This window comes from Microbulbifer variabilis ATCC 700307 (assembly GCF_000380565.1).
Classification (GTDB): Bacteria; Pseudomonadota; Gammaproteobacteria; order Pseudomonadales; family Cellvibrionaceae; genus Microbulbifer; species Microbulbifer variabilis.
This window is the reverse complement of the sequence record NZ_AQYJ01000029.1, coordinates 688,385-705,791: the sequence shown is the minus strand read 5'-3', so window position 1 is coordinate 705,791 and position 17,407 is coordinate 688,385. Positions and strand designations below refer to the sequence as shown.

General features: G+C 45.6%; 17 protein-coding genes. 4 read left to right on the top strand and 13 right to left on the bottom strand.

Translation table 11 applies throughout. From position 1 onward, the window contains the following. Positions 1-993 carry a zinc-dependent alcohol dehydrogenase family protein gene (locus G367_RS0121960; RefSeq protein WP_020415326.1) on the top strand — a complete coding sequence of 331 codons (993 nt, stop codon included), beginning with the start codon at positions 1-3 and terminating at the stop codon, positions 991-993. 265 nt (positions 994-1,258) lie between these two features. Here the strand turns inward: G367_RS0121960 and G367_RS0121955 are convergent, their stop codons facing one another. Then, positions 1,259-2,116 carry a LysR family transcriptional regulator gene (locus G367_RS0121955; RefSeq protein ID WP_026305323.1) on the bottom strand — a complete coding sequence of 286 codons (858 nt, stop codon included), beginning with the start codon at positions 2,114-2,116 and terminating at the stop codon, positions 1,259-1,261. 109 nt (positions 2,117-2,225) lie between these two features. Between G367_RS0121955 and G367_RS0121950 the strand changes: the two genes are divergently transcribed. Further along, on the top strand, positions 2,226-3,314 hold the full coding sequence (locus G367_RS0121950; protein ID WP_020415324.1) for an alkene reductase: 1,089 nt from the start codon (positions 2,226-2,228) through the stop codon (positions 3,312-3,314). Between the two features lie 34 nt (positions 3,315-3,348). After that, complete coding sequence (locus G367_RS0121945; protein WP_020415323.1) at positions 3,349-4,233, top strand: SDR family oxidoreductase; 885 nt, start codon at positions 3,349-3,351, stop codon at positions 4,231-4,233. Positions 4,234-4,340: 107 nt separating this feature from the next. On the opposite strand, the gene G367_RS0121940 is transcribed toward G367_RS0121945, so the two are convergent. From G367_RS0121940 to G367_RS0121900, 9 genes are all read right to left on the bottom strand, one after another. After that, positions 4,341-4,676 (bottom strand): DUF6488 family protein, encoded by a 336-nt coding sequence (locus tag G367_RS0121940; protein WP_020415322.1) that lies wholly within the window; start codon positions 4,674-4,676, stop codon positions 4,341-4,343. A gap of 46 nt (positions 4,677-4,722) precedes the next feature. Then, a complete protein-coding gene (locus G367_RS0121935; RefSeq protein ID WP_020415321.1) occupies positions 4,723-5,271 on the bottom strand; it encodes a hypothetical protein in 549 nt (182 codons plus the stop codon). Positions 5,272-5,335: 64 nt separating this feature from the next. After that, positions 5,336-6,031, bottom strand: coding sequence for a HupE/UreJ family protein (locus tag G367_RS0121930; RefSeq protein ID WP_425411211.1), 696 nt, complete (start codon positions 6,029-6,031; stop codon positions 5,336-5,338). A 62-nt stretch (positions 6,032-6,093) separates the two neighbouring features. Further along, on the bottom strand, positions 6,094-9,249 hold the full coding sequence (locus tag G367_RS0121925; RefSeq protein WP_020415319.1) for an efflux RND transporter permease subunit: 3,156 nt from the start codon (positions 9,247-9,249) through the stop codon (positions 6,094-6,096). Between the two features lie 9 nt (positions 9,250-9,258). Next, positions 9,259-10,488 carry an efflux RND transporter periplasmic adaptor subunit gene (locus G367_RS0121920; protein WP_020415318.1) on the bottom strand — a complete coding sequence of 410 codons (1,230 nt, stop codon included), beginning with the start codon at positions 10,486-10,488 and terminating at the stop codon, positions 9,259-9,261. Then, entirely contained in the window at positions 10,485-11,729 is a 1,245-nt protein-coding gene (locus G367_RS0121915; RefSeq protein ID WP_169337148.1) for a TolC family protein, read from the bottom strand. Before G367_RS0121915 ends, G367_RS0121920 begins: the two co-directional genes overlap by 4 nt. A gap of 79 nt (positions 11,730-11,808) precedes the next feature. Then, positions 11,809-12,762 carry a M56 family metallopeptidase gene (locus G367_RS0121910; protein WP_020415316.1) on the bottom strand — a complete coding sequence of 318 codons (954 nt, stop codon included), beginning with the start codon at positions 12,760-12,762 and terminating at the stop codon, positions 11,809-11,811. Continuing rightward, positions 12,759-13,145 (bottom strand): BlaI/MecI/CopY family transcriptional regulator, encoded by a 387-nt coding sequence (locus G367_RS0121905; RefSeq protein WP_020415315.1) that lies wholly within the window; start codon positions 13,143-13,145, stop codon positions 12,759-12,761. The genes G367_RS0121910 and G367_RS0121905 overlap by 4 nt, the downstream gene beginning before the upstream one ends. Before the next feature lie 99 nt (positions 13,146-13,244). Further along, positions 13,245-13,592: a hypothetical protein gene (locus tag G367_RS0121900; protein ID WP_040629226.1), complete on the bottom strand. Its 348-nt coding sequence runs from the start codon at positions 13,590-13,592 to the stop codon at positions 13,245-13,247. Between the two features lie 430 nt (positions 13,593-14,022). Between G367_RS0121900 and G367_RS0121895 the strand changes: the two genes are divergently transcribed. After that, positions 14,023-14,907 (top strand): ketopantoate reductase family protein, encoded by an 885-nt coding sequence (locus G367_RS0121895; protein WP_020415313.1) that lies wholly within the window; start codon positions 14,023-14,025, stop codon positions 14,905-14,907. A gap of 157 nt (positions 14,908-15,064) precedes the next feature. Here G367_RS0121895 and G367_RS24645 read toward each other — a convergent pair whose 3' ends face one another. The 3 genes from G367_RS24645 to G367_RS0121880 form a co-directional block, all read right to left on the bottom strand. Beyond that, a complete protein-coding gene (locus G367_RS24645) occupies positions 15,065-15,859 on the bottom strand; it encodes a penicillin-binding transpeptidase domain-containing protein (protein ID WP_020415312.1) in 795 nt (264 codons plus the stop codon). A 201-nt stretch (positions 15,860-16,060) separates the two neighbouring features. Continuing rightward, a complete protein-coding gene (locus G367_RS0121885; protein ID WP_020415311.1) occupies positions 16,061-16,621 on the bottom strand; it encodes an HD domain-containing protein in 561 nt (186 codons plus the stop codon). After that, the gene (locus G367_RS0121880; protein ID WP_020415310.1) at positions 16,621-17,256 is read right to left on the bottom strand and encodes an HAD-IA family hydrolase; all 636 of its coding nucleotides are present in this window, start codon (positions 17,254-17,256) and stop codon (positions 16,621-16,623) included. The genes G367_RS0121885 and G367_RS0121880 overlap by 1 nt, the downstream gene beginning before the upstream one ends. Positions 17,257-17,407: the final 151 nt, after the last annotated feature.

Genomic DNA, 17,407 nt, shown 5'->3' with positions numbered 1-17,407 from the left:
ATGAGAGCAATGATTGTAAATACCTTTGGCGGCCCAGACGTATTTGAAGCTGCTGAAGTACCCAAGCCGACCACCAAAGCTGGCCATGTGCTGATTAAAATATCAGCAACCAGCGTCAACACCGTAGATACCATGATTCGCCAAATGGGACCTGCATTACCCCTTTCACCGAAAGCCCCGGCAATATTGGGTATGGACTTCGCTGGTGTTGTTGAAGAGATTGGCGAAGGTGTAACCGATTATCAGGTGGGCGATGAAGTCTATGGCTGCGCAGGTGGACTGGCTGACTCACCGGGAACATTAGCCGAATATATTGTTGCAGACGCGAACTTAATTGCCCTGAAACCCGAGAACCTGACCATGCGGGAAGCAGCAGCTTTGCCCTTAGTAGGCATAACCGCCTACGAAGGGTTACAGCGTGCGGGGGTTAAGCCTGCACAAAGTGTTCTTGTTCACGGTGGCTCGGGCGGTGTGGGTCATATAGCTGTACAGCTGGCTCGTCACTTCGGTGCTGATGTTTACTCAACAGGCTCCGGAGATCCTCAACTGGCAATGATTGAAAAATTGGGGGCAGCGCCGATTAACTACCGGACTGAATCAGTTGAGTCTTATGTACTGAAGTACACCAACGGAGCAGGCTTCGATATAGTATTCGACTCAGTCGGTGGTGCAAATATAACGAACTCTTTTGAGGCAGCAAAACTCAATGGCCAAGTAGCTACTACCGTTTCCATGGTAGCACTTGATCTGACGCCTGCTCACTTTAAAGGCTTGTCTTTGCATGTCATATTTATGTTAATTCCAATGCTACACAATTACCACCGTGAGGAACACGGGCATATTTTAAAAGCACTAAAAGCCATTACTGAAGCAGGCGATCTCAAACCTGTGCTTGATGAAACTTCTTATAGTTTGCCTGATATTGGCAAGGCCCATGAACGGCTGGCAAGTGGGCAAGCTATGGGGAAAGTTGTTGTGAATATCGATCCCTAAGACTGACTAATAGAGATTTCAACTCGCAAATCTCCATTATTGATGGGAATAACGCAAAAAATGTAGATGTTCAGACCTGATATGATCAGCCTCGGTTACTCAGAAAACTTCATTTTAGGTCTGAACTGTCTCAACCCACTCACACTAATTTATCAACATATTTTGTTAAAATAGACATCTTATTTGAAGAACAATTTCCCCACTCAAATTTGTAAGGTGGGCTTAATCCCCTTATAGTTGTAAATGTATTAAAAATATACCAACCTTAAAAAGAGTCCCAAAATCTACCAGCAATTGGTCCCAAAGAGCGCTCTCTATTACGAATAATACATAGATCAAAACTGCTAAATGCTTCAATCCCCTCAACATTAATAGGTACAAGCAAACCTCGCTCCAGTTCACTCTTTATGAAGTGCCTTGGTATCCGACCCCAACCAAGTCCAGCAAGGGTCAGCTCTTTTTTTGTATGGTAGTCATTAACAAACCATCTGCGCCCAACTTCCAGCAAGTTGATATTTCCCTTATTTTCTGAGCGGCCCGTATCCCTGACGACAATTTGGGGTAGTTGTGCAGCCTCCAATTGTGAAATTTCATCGCCAGGAAAAACATCAGGAGCCACAACATTAACTAATTCGACCTGCCCTATTTTCTTCCACTCATGCTTGCTCTCAACGCCGAACAAAGTAGCAAATGCCAGATCAGCTTCATTGCCATCTATGCGCTCCATTACGCCAGACAATAGTTCAGTGCTAATACTAAAATCCGTATTAGGAAAAGACAGCACTATAGGTTTGATCTGTTCCAGAAGTGGGCTTAGCTCGACAATACCACTAATGACCACAGTAAACTTGGGTTCTATTCCCGCACCAAGCTGGTGCCCCATTACAGAGAGCTGCTCGAGGCTTTGCATAACTCTCTTAGTCTGCTGATAAAAAGCCTGCCCCTGATTTGTGAGGTTCGGTCTATAGCTATCCCTATCAAATAAGGGAAAGCCAAATTCTTCTTCAAGCCTCTTAACCGCATTACTAATCGTCGGCTGGGTTTTGAAAATCGCCTTGGCCGCTCCACGAAAGCTTCCCTGCTCCACAACAGCAATAAACATCTTGAGCTGCTCTTGGGTCATATCAATACTCGATTCATAGAATCTATCATTTTGATCCAAATATACCATTATTATTTTATCGGGAGTATGGCTAATCTGCGTCCTGTCGAAACAAGCAGAGTCAACAGAAATGACTAAAAAAGACAGTGATCTGAGCATTTTTTCCCACGGAAAGCTCGGCCATATGGAAACTGATAGCCGTATCATTATGGCTGCCTTGACACGTGCAAGGATCGGTCGAGATGGTGTACCAACAGACGTTAACGCCAAGTATTACGCCCAGCGTGCCAGTGCGGCGATGATTATCTCGGAAGCTACCGCGATCTCAGCCCAAGGGCTTGGATGGGTGAATACCCCAGGCATTTTTACAGAAGAGCAAATCGCGGGCTGGAAAAAGGTTACCGATGCTGTACATCGTCAGGGAGGAAAAATTTTTGTCCAGCTCTGGCACATGGGCCGAGAAGTACATCCAGACCTTATCGGCGGTCAAACACCTGTTGCTCCCTCGCCGATTGCAGCTGAGGGTGAAGCACATACTTATACGGGAAAGAAGCCTTATGCAGTTCCGAAGGCTCTAACATATGAGGAGATTCAAAGTATTATCGCAGATTATAAGCAGGCAGCTAAGAATGCGCTTATAGCCGGCTTTGATGGAGTTGAACTCCACGCTGCAGGGCCTTACCTTCCGGCTCAGTTTCTTCACGACAGCACCAATCATCGTACAGATGCCTACGGCGGCAGTGTAGAAAACAGAGCTCGCTTCATCTTCGAAGTAACTTCTGCATTATGTGAGGTCTGGGGATCAAATAGAGTTGGAATCAAGCTATCTCCGGAAATCAGCTTGACGGACAGTAATGCTCAAAAAACCTATCTATATGTTGTCAACCAACTGAACAGATATAACCTTGCCTATCTACAGATGATGGAACGGGCCTGGGACAGAGAGAACCAACCAAGCATTGACCACACCCAGCTACGCAAAACCTATAAAGGTCTTTACGTAGCCAATGGAATGTATGATCTTAAATCCGCAAACAATGCCATTGCCGATGGCTCTGCCGATTACATTTCATTTGGCCGTTTATTTATATCCAATCCGGACCTCGTAGAGCGCCTCGCAAATAATGGCCCCTTTAACGAAGAGGATATGTCTTCATTTTTCGCTGGCGATGAACGCGGGTATTTAGACTACCCCTCATTAGTGGCACAAAACTCTTAACTTACAAATATATCAATTTCACTTAGGTGTAATCATGGAAAAAATCTTAATTACCGGCGGCACTGGAAATAACGGCAAAGCCGTTCTGAAAAACTTTGCTAACACCAATATACCAGTCAGGGCCCTGCTTCGGGATCTTTCTAGAGCTCCAATCGTAGCTGACAATATCAGCTATGTAATAGGAGACTATGAGAATGAATCCTCACTACTGGAAGCTATGCAAGGTATCGAGACTGCCTTTTTGGTTACAGCATTCGAACCTTCATTTACTAATAAGCATGCCGCTTTTATTCGTATAGCGGAGCAAGCTGGAGTAAAGCATATTGTACAAATCTCCGGCTTAGGCGCTGATAAGGATTCACCAATTGACATAGCTAGATGGTTGGGAGAGGCAGAAGAGCATCTTATCGAATCAACGTTAAACTGGACAATTCTTCAGCCCGCCAGTTTTAACAGCAATTTCTTTGCCTCTGCAGAAGAAATTGCTCAACAAAGCACAATTAGTGCTCCATTTGGCTCTGCACCGGGGGCAGCTATTGTTACTGTTGACCATCAGGATATCGGTGATATAGCAGCCAAAATACTAGTAGAACCGGGCGAGCATATTGGTAAGAAGTATATTCTTACTGGGGCAGAAAAATTAACTTATACGGATATATCAAATATATTATCTGAAGTCCTGCAGAGGAAGATAACCTATCAACCTATTAGTGATGAAGCAGCAAGGTCAGGATTATTAAGTTTGGGGGTTTCAGAGAGAGCTGCCGATGCGTTGGCACAGCTTTGGCCTGTAACCCGCGAGTGGGGGCACACGATTGAGCTTTCCAATCACGTAGAGCAACTTCTGGACAGAAAACCAACTTTACTCAAGACATTCTTTGAAAACGCAGCTAGCCAGTTTAGTAAAAAAGAGGTCTAAATGTAGAGCTATAATTACCCTCATAGCCGCATTGGGCATATCAGAGTTATAGGTCATGTTCCTGCGCCGATGCCTACAGACAGCAGTGCAGGAACATTACTGATTTTTTAACGATCAGTCACTTTAAAAGAAAGAAAGTACCCTTCCGTTGATAAAAACACTTTCAGTATTTTATCCAGGCCCCCATCCTTACCCTGAGTGCTGACAACCCACTGTCGCTGGTTGTCAACACGCTGCATGGCGGCATTGAGCGGCTTGCCAGACCAGGACTCGTTAAGCTTACCCTCTTTGATTAGGCGAGCTACTTCCTGGCTGGCGATGCCTTTGGCTTCTACCATAGATACAGTGGCAAAATTGTCTCTCTCATGGTCACCATGGGCGAAAGCAAGATTTGCGAAGCCTAAGGTAACTGATACACAGATGACTCGAATAAGTTTGTTCATAATACTCTCTTTCTTCTCGGTTTTAGCGAATGTTGATAAAAAAGCGTTACTGTTTGAGTCCAATAACCTCGTAGAACCCCTTTGTTTTTAGAGTGATTTTCACAGATTCCTGACCGTTATTCTTCCAATACCAGCCATGGGAACCATCAAAAGGCGTGGTGAGAGAGCCACTCATTTTATTTGCGGTAGCAATAGCAAAGCTCTCAAAGTAGCCGGTAGTATCGCCTGTGGGTTCGCCGTGAAAATCAAAGTAAAGCTCACCACTCTCCGTTACCCACTCATATTCCAAATGACCGTATTTATCCAATTGAAATTTGTATTCAATTCCACGGCCAGCGGGCACTTCAATAGTTGTAGTGTCAGTCCGATAAGCAAAGGACTGCTCGCCACGCTGCACTACTTCTGGTGCAGCAATTTCCTGCTCTTGACTGTTTAATTCAGTAAGCCCCAGTGCACTGCCAATTCCAGTAGGATCTATATTGTATTCAGCTGGCAGGATTACTGTGGTCAACATAATGGCTGCAAGCACGCCAGCAGCAAGTGTGGATTTAATCAGTGTTTGTGCAGTCTGCACTGGCATTTCAGTTGTATTCATTCTGTAAGCTCTAAATCTGAGTTCTTTCTGTTCAATAAACTTGTAAAAGCCACTTTCTGGCTATCTAACCTACGAAGTAGCCTGTCATCTGGTAACCCACCAACATCAGTCCACCACTCATTAGTAAGGTATTTGTCATGGTGGAAAAGCGCAGAAAACTGTCAAAGCGACGCCAATAATTGATGGCGAGAAGAATAAACAGCAACGCAACAAACTGACCAATTTCTACTCCGACATTAAAGGCCAGGATATTCTCCACCAACCCATCGCTGGACAGCTTGAATTCTTGTAATTTGGTTGCCAAACCAAAACCGTGGAAGAGTCCAAAAATCAGTACGGCAGCCTTGGTATTAGGCTGGAAGCCAAAAACCCGTTTGAAGCCGCCGAGATTATCGAAGCCTTTATAGACAATGGATAATCCAATAATGGCATCGATCAAATAGGCATTCACATGGGTGTCGTTAAGCACTCCAAATAACAAAGTTAAGCTATGACCGAGCGTAAAGAAGCTTACATAGATAAGAACATCTTTTGATCGATATAAAAAGAAAATGACTCCCACCAGGAACAGCAGGTGGTCATAGCCAGTCACCATATGCTTGGCGCCAATATATAGAAAGGGAATAATAGATACCCCTTCGTTGCCGGCAAGAAAAGTCTTGGTCGCATCGTCCACTCCATGGGCAAATAGCGGCATAGATATCACCATACCTGCTATCAGCGTCATCAAGCCGAAAACTGTTTTTAAACTATTGAGCAACGTTACTATCTCCCGTTTTTAAAGTTCTAAATTCTTGTGAACCAAAGCGCACACAGGCCCAGTTAACTGGCTCCAGCCAGAGCCACTTCAGGGTTATCTTGTAAGCTCTCAGACTTGGCATTCCTGCCATGTAAAATTCTGTAGAGTGCCGGTAAGACTAAAAGCGTCAGGATTGTTGATGAGACAATACCGCCAATAACCACCGTAGCCAGTGGGCGCTGTACTTCAGAGCCAATACCAGTATTCAGGGCCATGGGCACAAAACCGAGTGAGGCAACCAGTGCGGTACTAATGACCGGACGTAAGCGGATCAGGGCGCCCTCAATAATGGCCTTTTCTATGCTGTAACCTTGGTCACGCAGATCCCGAATAAAGGAAACCATTACCAGGCCGTTAAGGATGGCAATCCCGGAAAGTGCGATAAAACCAACGGCTGCGGAAATGGAGAAAGGGATATCCCGCAACATTAAAGAGAGCACACCGCCGGTTAATGCGAGGGGTATACCGGTAAAAATAATTGCCGCATCTTTTATGGAGCGAAGTGCCAGCAGGAGAAGCCCCATAATCAACACAAGGGTCAGCGGCACTACAATCGATAAGCGTTCAGTAGCAGACTGTAGCGTTTGATAGGTTCCGCCGTATTCAACCCAGTAACCGGGTGGTATTTCCACTTTATCGGAAACGGACTGCTGTACATCAGCAACAAAGCTACCCAGATCCCTACCCCGCACATTGGCCGTTACCACTACCCTGCGTTTACCGTTCTCGCGGAAAACCTGATTGATACCGGCAGTGAGTTCCAAGCTGGCAATTTCCTCCAGGGGCACATAGTTGCCATTGGGTCGATGAATCGGCAGTTTCTTTAGCGCATCCAAATCCTGGCGCAATACCTCTGGCAAACGCACAACAATATCGGTGCGGCGGTCTCCTTCATAAAAGCGGCCAGCAACCGTACCTCCCAGGGCGGTTGCCAGCTGCTCCTGTACCTGATTGATAGCCAGCCCATACTGGGTTAGTGCGGCCTGGTCAGGAACAATGGCGAGAACCGGTAAACCGCTGGTTTGCTCCATCTGTATATCAGCAACGCCTTCTACACTGCCAATAGCCGCTTCAATTTCACCGCCCAAACGCTCTAATTGCTCAAAGTCATCGCCAAAGACTTTGATCGCCAATTCCGCACGCACCCCAGCTAAAAGCTCGTTAAAGCGCATCTGGATTGGCTGGAGAAATTCATAGCGGTTGCCGGGGATTGGCTCTACCAGCTTTGCCAGCTCTTCTACCAATTGCTCTTTCGGCTTATCCGGATCTGGCCACTGAGACCTGGGTTTTAGGATAATAAAGTTATCGGCAACACTTGGGGGAACGGCATCGGTAGCCACTTCCGCAGTACCAATTTTGGCGAATACACGCTCCACTTCGGGCAACTCTTTAATCCGCTCCTCCAAGGATTTTTGTAGTGCAATCGCTTGTTCCAGGGATGTGCCGGGAATACGCAAGGCGTGCATGGCAATATCGCCTTCATCCAGATTCGGCACAAATTCGCTACCCATTCTGCTTGCCGTATAACAGGAAACCAACACCAGTAGCGCAGCAATAGCGACAACCATGCCACGCTGGCGCAGTGCAAACTCCAAGGCCGGGCGATAAAAGCTATTCAGCTTCTCAAGTGCAGGGTTTTTCTTTTCGATCACCGGTTTGCGAAATAGCAGCGCTATGCCGGCTGGCACCAAAGTGATGGAAAGAAACATCGCAGAAAGCAGCGCAATCACCACGGTAATTGCCATCGGATGGAACATCTTGCCCTCCACTCCGGTCAGGGCAAAAATGGGTAAATACACGGCTGTGATAATGAAAACACCAAACATGGCCGGGCGAATCACTTCCCGCGTCGATTGAAATACCAGGGTAAGCCGCTCTTTAAGACTCAACTGGCCACGCTCGCGGGCGGATTCGCTGAGACGTCGCAGACAGTTCTCGACAATAATGATGGCCCCATCCACCAACAAGCCAAAGTCCAGCGCCCCCAGACTCATCAGGTTTGCACTTACGCGGGCCTGAACCATGCCGGTGATAGTCATTAACATGGCTACCGGAATGACCAGCGCAGTGAGAATTGCTGCGCGAACATTCCCCAGCAGCAGGAAAAGAACCGCGATAACCAGCAGCGCACCTTCCATAAGATTGGTTTGGATCGTGCGCAATGTCTGGTCAACCAGACCTGTACGATCATAAACCGCAGTCAATGTGATACCAGGCGGTAGGCTCTGTTTGATATCCTCTAGCTTTTCACCAACTGCACCTGCAACGGTGCGACTATTTTCGCCAACCAGCATGAAAACGGTGCTCATCACCACTTCCCTGCCGTTCTGAGTAGCCGCCCCGGTGCGCATTTCGCGCCCCTCTTCGATCTTGGCCAAGTCGCCAAGGCGAATAGCAACGCCATTCACTTCCGCAACCAGGAAATCCTTCAGTGTCTCTAACGAGCTTGCCTGCCCCGGAACCCGCAACAACCACTGGGCGCCACTGTGTTCAATAAAGCCTACACCGCGGTTACGATTATTCTCCTCGATCGAGCGAATCAGGTCTTCCTGCGTCAGGCCGAATGCCAGCAGTTTATCCGGCTCTATAGCAATCAGAATTTCTCTCTTGAACCCGCCGATCGGATTGACTTCCACCACACCAGGTACACGCAGTAACTGCGGGCGCACAATCCAGTCATGCACCGAACGCAAGTCTTTAGGTGTTACGGCACTGCCATCAGCATTGGTGGCTCCAGGTTCAGAGTCCACTGTGAACATAAAAATTTCACCAAGACCCGTGGCGATGGGTCCAAGCTCCGGCTCCAAACCAGCAGGCAGTGCACCACGTACACTAGTGAGCCGTTCATTCACTAACTGGCGGGCAAAATAAATATCGGTGCCATCTTCAAAAATCACCGTAACCTGGGACAACCCATACCGCGAAACGGAACGTGTATAAGCAAGGCTCGGCAATCCAGCCATTGCATTTTCCACAGGGTATGTAACCCGTTGCTCAACTTCTTTTGGGGTATACCCCGGTGCCTCCGTATTAATAACCACCTGGATATTGGTAATATCTGGTACTGCATCAATGGGCAGCCGGGTGAAATTCCAAATCCCCAAACCGCACAGTAATAGCACAAGGGCAATAACCAGTCCGCGATTTTGAATTGAGGTTCTTATCAAGTACTCAAGCATGTCGAACCCTCAGTGATCGTGGGATGCACCGGACTTTTCAATGTCCGCTTTAATGATGTAGCTGTTACCGGTGACATACTCGATTCCCGGTCGAATCCCCCCCAGCACTTCAACCCAATCACCGGCTTCACGCCCTAACTCCAACATACGCACTTCATACTGGTCGCCCACCTTGGCATAAACGACAGTAAAATCGCGGAACGCCTGTAAACCGGAACGCTTGACGGCAAGAGGCACCTCATATTCAGCAACTTGGATATCGCCGCTTACAAAAGAACCCGGTGCGAGGCCTGCGGGAATATCTTGCAGTGACACTCGAACGGCGGTGGCCTGATTGGGTTTCATCAAAGTATCAATTTGTTTCACTACCCCGAGCAGAGGAGTATCCAAGGACTTGATATTGACGGAAACGGGCGCGCCCTGGCGAATCTGGGGGCGTGTCGAGGGAAAAACATCCAGCTCTGCCAACAAAGCAGTATCATCGGCAACCGTTAATAAAACTCGACCTGCGGTCTGTTCACCAGGGTTTACATTGCGCTGGACAACTACACCGGCAATTGGTGATTGAATAGTGTAGGTGTTTAGGTTTTGATTGCTGTTAATGGCAATTAGGGGTTGCCCTTTTTTAACGCGCTCCCCCAATCCCACCTGCACAGCTTCTACATAGCCGTCGAAACGTGCACTAATTTCACGTACCTGCTCTGGGTCTACAATAAGCCTGCCGTAAGCGCGGCTGGTTTCACTCATCCTGGCTGGGCCAACGGTTTCCGTATCAATTTCCATGGATTCAGCAATAGCGGATTCAATACGGGTTCGCCCCTCAAAGTTATCATATTGCCAACGGTGTTCTTGCCCCTGGTACTTGGCTGTTAGAGTCACAACAAATGAGTGGGGCTCATAGATCACCATATCACCACGCAGATAATCCCCCTCGGGCCTGAACTCGATGTGATCCTCTCCATCTCCAAGCCTTGTAAGAACCACTTTAAGATCAACCTGCTGAGGATTAACCAGCTCTCCATCATTACTCACCCAAACCCGAAACTCCGGGGGAACACCAGTTTCATAAATACTTAGCTCAACGGCAAAATCACCTTCTCGCAACATGCGCCCACGATTGGGCCCTTTTTCCGGTTCCGCCCCTGCGACAGCTCCGGCCGCATAGACACTGCCGCTGCCACTAAGTAACAAAGAAAGTAAAGCACTGAATATCAGGCTGGAAAAAACTGCGGATCTCATATCTCGCTCTCGCTTATCTGTGCCACTGACAGGCCGGTGAGTTTTTCAATTTCAATCAGGCTAAGGTGTGCGTTGTACTGTGCCTGGAGCAGTGAAAGCTGCGCATCGGTAAGTCCCTGTTGGGCTAGTGCCAATTCCGAGTAGTTATAGCGGCCACGTCGATAGGCTTTTTGCGTAGCGGTGAGCGCCTTATCCAGACTGGGAATCATCTTTTCATTCAAGGCGGCAGCCACGTGCCGGTGATGCTGTAGCCTTTGGGTCATCACAAAGAGTTGTGTATCCAATGCAATCTCTTTCGCATTTCTTTCTGCTCGGAAACGATTCTGTTCCGCCTTCAAAGCAGATACCTTGCCGCGATTGCGATCGCCCTTTCCTAGTGGGATTGCGAAGCCGGCCACCAATCCATAATCTCCGCTCGCTTCGTTGCGACGAATTCCTGTATCAATCCGCCACTGAATGCCCGCTTCTGCACGTGCCAAATCAATTTCCGCCTGCTTCACGCGCTCGCGGCTCATGAATATTTCCAAATTTGGGTTGCTCGCAACCAAGCTTCGCAATCTAGATAAATCAACTTCTGGAATGACACTGGAAAGAGAGCCCGCCACCCCAAGAAAGCTGGGCTCTCTGGAGCCCCACTGGGCAGCTAATTGATATCTGGCAATATCCAATTCGTGTTCGACATCTTCCACAGCTAAGAGTCGACGCTGCAAATCGACTTCAGCCCGAAAAGCATCGGCTTCATTCGTTCTGCCAACACTAACCTGACGATTAATTTCAGCGGTCATATTGCGAGCCAGGTCGACAGCTGTTTTAGCAATTTTCAGGCGTTCCTGGTGCGCCAGGACCTGGAAAAAGTAACGCGCGGTATTAGCGGCAATTTCCAATTCAAGAACCTGCTTTTGGGCCTCAATCACAGGAGTCTTGCTGCGTGCAGCCAATACACGTTTTTCTGCGAGATCACCCTGTAATAGCCAACTGATGCCGACTGTTACCTGGGAACTGTCGTTGCCATCGCTGCTCTTATCCTCTCCCACCCCCTCAGCGGCAACACTAAGCTCCGGTCGTGGTCCTAGCTTGGCGTGCTCGGATAGAGCATCCACAGCTTCAAACTGATATCGGTAACCCGCCAGTTCAGGGTGATTTTGCAAGCTTTTAAGAATTGCCTGCTCATAAGTGAGGCCCGATAACTCCTCGCCCTGCTCTGCCCTAAGGGCCCCACTCAATGCGACTGAAATGAACACAGCCCCGGCCATAAAAAACCGATCTATAGTCGGTTTTTTAGTTATGACTAAACGCAAACAATTAAACACTTCGGCTTCCTTAGTGGGAGAACAGGGTTTCGACGGTGTGGTGGAGCGCATCCACCGACACAAGGCAAGTGCCAGTGAGAACTACAAACAATCCAGCTAACAATAAAGGGGATAAGTTGCGCCCCTTATTATCAGACAGCAAGTAACGTATACGGGCATCCAACTGGTCAAGAGCGAAATAACAGACCAATGCTGAACTTCTCTCTTTGGGCTGCAACCCATTGGAGATACGGGTTACCTTAAGCAGGGTTTGGGCGATAAAGGTCTCACTCCACCCCTGCCTATGGGCATAAGCGTCTGCACGCTGCTCCATACACAGCGCCATCTGCCGATTCAGATAATTCCCCAAACGCGTAGGGAAAAAGCTGGCAAACAAAGCGAATATTAATTTCTTCAGAGGATCAAATTTTTGCGCATGGGCTTCCTCATGTAGGCGCACCACCTCAAACTCTTCCGCTGTTAACTGGTCTCGCAGACCGCTGGTATAAAACCCTTGTGGACGGAGCAGACCACTGGTGAAAGCTTGGGGACCCTGGGCCTGGATAATACTCTGATCAGACTTATCCCTTTCGCAAAGTTGCATTAACAATCGGAGCTGCGCCAAATGACGATGAACTCGTTTAAAACTTTGAAACACCAAAAACCCGGTAAGGAAAAGAAACGCAATGGTAAAAACACCATGCCAACTGTAGAGATTAAAAGCGTTGATATGGTGCCAGTGCGCCAGAGATGCAACGCCCCCTAAAAGGTTTGGGAATGCCAGGATAACAGCGGCAGAGAAAGCCGCGAACCACGGCAGCAATACCGCGCTCCATAGCAGTAAACGCCGACTACTGGCAGACAAGCGAAGTGAATGCCGGGAAGCAGAAAGGCAGGCAGCTGACACCAGTATAATGCCGACAAACAGGCCAAGCGCCGCAATAGTCAGCAGGTTTAGCCAGAGTGCAACCTGCCCCAAAATCATTCGCGATCACCCTGCTGGCGTTTTACCTTCTGGCTTTCGATCAACTGCTCCAGTTGCTCTAATTGACTTTCGCTCAGTTCCGATGAGATAGAGGTAAATGCGGCTACCAGCCCGTTCTCATCATCAACAAACTCACGAGTAACGTCTTGAATCAGCTGCCCGACAAACTCATAGCGCTCCACTGCCGGGCTGTATTGGAATGCATGCCCCTGCTTCTCCCGGGACAGCAAACCTTTCTTGTAGAGGCGGTCCAGCGTGCTTTGGATGGTATTGAGAGATCCTCCACGGGCCCGGCTCAAGTCCGAGTGGACCTGTTTGGCATCCGCAGATTTTCTATCCCAGAGATATTGGAGCACCTGTTTCTCAAGATCGCCAAGTCGCATAGACCATTATTCCAACAGTGAAAATCATTCTTTGAGTGATGGTAGAACGTCAAAAACCGATCGTCAATAGGTTTTTCTGATGGTATAAACCTATATCAACTACGATTTATCATGCATCATCTCCACTCGCTCTCTCGGACTGATTATCTTGGCATCCATATCTACTTTGGGACCAAATACCCGATCCGATACTTTCCTAGGGAACTTTATCTTTTCAACAGTCCCACCTGTTTTTTTCGCCACCAACCTAAAGCCATCCCATCCAATAAAATAACCTAGTACTGCTGAAACAATATAAAGAAAAATATATGATGCAATTAATATTTCTCCATAAGATAGAAATAACAAATCACCAACATCGCTTACTCCCACTGCAGTTCTTGCTCCTCTGGCAAAAAATGCAATATATGCGAATAAAGCAAATGTAGGAGGGATAAAACCAAGCATTATGCCTCTCATTATTTTATCCAGCTGGCTTGGCTTATACATTAATTACTGACTCAATTTACCTGAAAGTGGAAATAAAAAAAATCCAATCATAGTTAAGTTACTCAGATGATGGCCCAAGGGGTTTAGCGGCACGTAACTAAGGATTTACACCATCGATTTTAACCTAGAGATATACCAAATAAAACACATCAAATTTTTGACAATTGATGACTTAAATGAGCTCAAGTCTTGTTGACCTTTACTTAACCATTACCGCTGTACAGAATAGTTAACAGGTCATATATAGAAAGACATAATGAATGTCGTGCCTAAGAGAAGAAAGTCTTTTAATTACGCTACACTTATTGATTGTTCCACTTAAAGTACCCATCTACAGAAAGTGCCCGCGCTAATTTGTGCTATCAATCATAAAATGTGAAAAGTTACCATGAAAGACGAGAAAATATTAGTTCTTGGAGCAGGTTCAGTTGGCTCATATCTAGCTACAAAACTTTACAATGCGCAGTACCATGTAGACGTCATAGGCCGAAAAGCTGAAAAAGTTGGAAGACAACTTTACATCAATAACAAAAAGTATAATTTCCCTCCAGTTTCTAAAGCATTAAAAAACGGCATCACTTATGACATTGTACTGTTAACTTCCAAGCTTTTTGATGTAAAAGAAAATCTGGACCTTTTAGCCAAAAGCAAGATCAAGTCAAAAATCAATATTTTGCTGCAAAATTGTATTTTTGACACATCCGAATTTATAGGCTCAAGTGAAAGGAATACTTTCATCGCTGTTGTTAATGACGGATTTAATTTGCGTGGCAATCAGCTCACTTACATTAGAGGTAAAGGCTTTCTTATAGAAAAAAGTGAGCACACATGTAAAATATATTCCGTATTTAAGGATGCAGAAATTGAGATAGCTACAACCAAACAGATCTCTCAGCAGAGAGCTATAAAAGCCATCTTTAACTGCTCAACCAATATATTCTCTGCGATTTATTTAAAGAACTATAAAGGTTTATTCGAAGACGAAAAAATAACTAAAAGGATAAGAAATACATACTTTGAGTCATATGATATTTTATCAAGAAAGATTGAATTTGATCAAAGTAAAGAGACTCTTTGGGACAACATTTATCATAGAGTAAAGGATATGAATCATTACCCATCCACTTACCAGGATATCAAAGAGAATAAAAAAACTGAAATTGCCTCCTTAAATGGCCATATCGTTGAACTCGGAAGGAAGATGAATATCCCCACTCCTTACAATTTCAAAGCGATAAAGGAGTTCAACTCAAGATATCCAAACCTATATTAAAGTTATATTCTAATATATTTTATCACTAACATATAATTATTTTTAATGGTTGACCTACCGAAATCCATAACCTGTAGCACAAACTCTTCACAAAGGAAATACAATGAGTCCGTTAGCATATTGACTCATTGTATGCAAATGAAGTATTAGGGGTTATTTAAAGGATCCCAAGCTTTATTAACTGCTGCTTAGCCATTTTAACTCTATTCTTTTGAACCTCGCCAAACGTATCCCCGTCCATATTAAGCGCAAAGTAATGCACATTATCCTTGGATTCCACAATACCAATATACCAGCCTAATGCGTATCCTTTTGAGGTTTGCCCTCCACCCGTTTTTGCATAGAATTTATATTTGTCAGTTTCCTCAACCAGCATGATTTTTTTAAAAGAAACCAATGTATCTGAGGATACCGGCAGTTGCCCACTAAATAACTTATGTAGGAAGTTAACCTGTTCTCGAGCAGAAATCTTTAAACTACCATCTAACCAGAAACGATCCACTCCAGAGGAAATATCCATATTTCCGTAGTTAAATCTTGTCAAATACTGATTCATTCTTTCCACACCAACCTGAAAGGCGATTTGCTGGTATATAGGAACTGCAGAGTTTTGGAACGCAGCCCGTATTGGGAGTGGCTTTTCATACCAAACCGTAGGCCACCACCTCTGTGCTGGGTACTTCTCATGGTCGTAAGTGAGCTCTTGATTCAAGCTACTTACAACACCCAAATCCAGGGCTATTAAGGTATTGGGTATTTTAAAGGTGGAAAAAGGTGAAAGCCTTGTATCTGCCCTGCTTTGATTGATAACTGTAAACTTGGATTCACGTTCACTCTTAAGAACAAATGTACAGGACTCATCACATATCAAATCCTCGGAAGCCCAAGCATGACTAGTAATCAAAAATGCAAAAAAAGTGCCTACTCTCAAGCAACGTTTAATGACATTCATTATTTTCTAAACCTTTTTTTGATTGAGGCACTAAAAATCTGTCAGCAAGCTAAAACACCGCCAGTCAATGCCCAGTAAACCACTAACATAGCAGTTATCCAATGGACTGGCATCTCAAATAAAATCAAATCTTCATTGAAGCTGAAGTTATCTTCGTCTTGGAACTATGTGTACGAAATCGGTATATGGTATAAGAATTTGCTAACCGATATACTTTCGATAGCTTTCAATACGCTTTTGGAGCCTGGCACCCAGCAACTCATTTGCTTCATGTAAATGTTGATAGATAACCATTGCCTCTTGCAGGTATGCAGATTTCCTCACTGAATCCCAGTGTGCCGGTGGTTCAGATAAATTAGCTATTCGGTCCGCAAGTTTTACCATCCAAATTTCTTTAGGCTGAAGCTTAATACGCTTAAGCGAATCAAGCATCTGTTCCTGCTTTGTAACTAATGTATCGTCTTTAGTGAGTGCCTGAACACCCTCAGCTACATCCCCACCAAATGTGAACTTTATGAGTTCAAAATCAACCTCAGTATCTTCCAAAGTATCATGGAGTAAAGCACACTGAATGGCGAGGTTACCGTTAAGGTTAACATCTGAAGCTAATCCAAAGATCAACTCCATAGCCACACTTCCGATATGATTAATGTACGGGAAATCTTGACCAGCTACCGAACTAGCGTACCTTTGCCCACTATGTACTAAGGTTGCAAAATTCCAGGCTTTGAGATATACGTCTTGCGACCAATTTAACTTCATTAAACCCCTGCGTTTATTAATGCTGGTAGTGAATTCATGGTTGTAAAACTTATAACACCATCAATATCACATTTTTCATTATATCGATTGTAAAAGAAAGTACTCATACCGGCTTTGGAACCCGCTTCGACACCTACGGGCCCATCATCTACTACGACACACTGTTCAGCCGTATAACCCATCCCTTTGGCAGCATGCAAATAGATACCAGGATCAGGCTTCCAGATCCCCACATCATATGAGCTGTATAGGTTATCGCCAAAATAATGAGATAACCCACATAGCTTTAGCGCATGCTTGATTTTAGACAATGGCCCACTGGAAACCACAGCTTTAGGCCCATTCAGTGCCTCAAGAGCGTTGATCACACCATTCACTGGCTTTAGCTCTCTATCGAACAGGTCTGATACTACCGAGCGATATTCATCAACAAAATTATCCGGTAGAGTCACCTCATTCTCTCGCTCTAAAATCACGAGAATACTGGCCAATTTCCATCCTCTAAAGCGTATAACCAACTCATCCGGATCAAGCTTTATGGCGTATCGATGGAACATTTTGGCCAAACCGATATTACAGAGATACTCACTGTCAACTAAGGTACCGTCATTATCAAAAAGAAAGCACTTATCCATTACACTCTCCATTTATATAAATTCACCAGAAGTCATTCAGCCAGGATAGTTGGCAATTAATATTGACAAGGCCGTTTACTTGAATATTCGATGGGAGGTTAAAGGTATAGTATACTAATTAATTTGCAATGATATCTTCGATTATTACTGG

Excerpts from the sequence above, each read along its gene's own strand:
- G367_RS0121925 (WP_020415319.1), bottom strand. The coding sequence starts at position 9,249 with ATGCTTGAGTACTTGATAAGAACCTCAATTCAAAATCGCGGACTGGTT.
- G367_RS0121960 (WP_020415326.1), top strand. The coding sequence starts at position 1 with ATGAGAGCAATGATTGTAAATACCTTTGGCGGCCCAGACGTATTTGAA.
- G367_RS0121950 (WP_020415324.1), top strand. The coding sequence starts at position 2,226 with ATGACTAAAAAAGACAGTGATCTGAGCATTTTTTCCCACGGAAAGCTC.
- G367_RS24645 (WP_020415312.1), bottom strand. The coding sequence starts at position 15,859 with ATGAATGTCATTAAACGTTGCTTGAGAGTAGGCACTTTTTTTGCATTT.
- G367_RS0121895 (WP_020415313.1), top strand. The coding sequence starts at position 14,023 with ATGAAAGACGAGAAAATATTAGTTCTTGGAGCAGGTTCAGTTGGCTCA.
- G367_RS0121935 (WP_020415321.1), bottom strand. The coding sequence starts at position 5,271 with ATGAATACAACTGAAATGCCAGTGCAGACTGCACAAACACTGATTAAA.
- G367_RS0121920 (WP_020415318.1), bottom strand. The coding sequence starts at position 10,488 with ATGAGATCCGCAGTTTTTTCCAGCCTGATATTCAGTGCTTTACTTTCT.
- G367_RS0121955 (WP_026305323.1), bottom strand. The coding sequence starts at position 2,116 with ATGACCCAAGAGCAGCTCAAGATGTTTATTGCTGTTGTGGAGCAGGGA.
- G367_RS0121900 (WP_040629226.1), bottom strand. The coding sequence starts at position 13,592 with ATGCTTGGTTTTATCCCTCCTACATTTGCTTTATTCGCATATATTGCA.
- G367_RS0121885 (WP_020415311.1), bottom strand. The coding sequence starts at position 16,621 with ATGAAGTTAAATTGGTCGCAAGACGTATATCTCAAAGCCTGGAATTTT.
- G367_RS0121945 (WP_020415323.1), top strand. The coding sequence starts at position 3,349 with ATGGAAAAAATCTTAATTACCGGCGGCACTGGAAATAACGGCAAAGCC.
- G367_RS0121905 (WP_020415315.1), bottom strand. The coding sequence starts at position 13,145 with ATGCGACTTGGCGATCTTGAGAAACAGGTGCTCCAATATCTCTGGGAT.
- G367_RS0121910 (WP_020415316.1), bottom strand. The coding sequence starts at position 12,762 with ATGATTTTGGGGCAGGTTGCACTCTGGCTAAACCTGCTGACTATTGCG.
- G367_RS0121880 (WP_020415310.1), bottom strand. The coding sequence starts at position 17,256 with ATGGATAAGTGCTTTCTTTTTGATAATGACGGTACCTTAGTTGACAGT.
- G367_RS0121940 (WP_020415322.1), bottom strand. The coding sequence starts at position 4,676 with ATGAACAAACTTATTCGAGTCATCTGTGTATCAGTTACCTTAGGCTTC.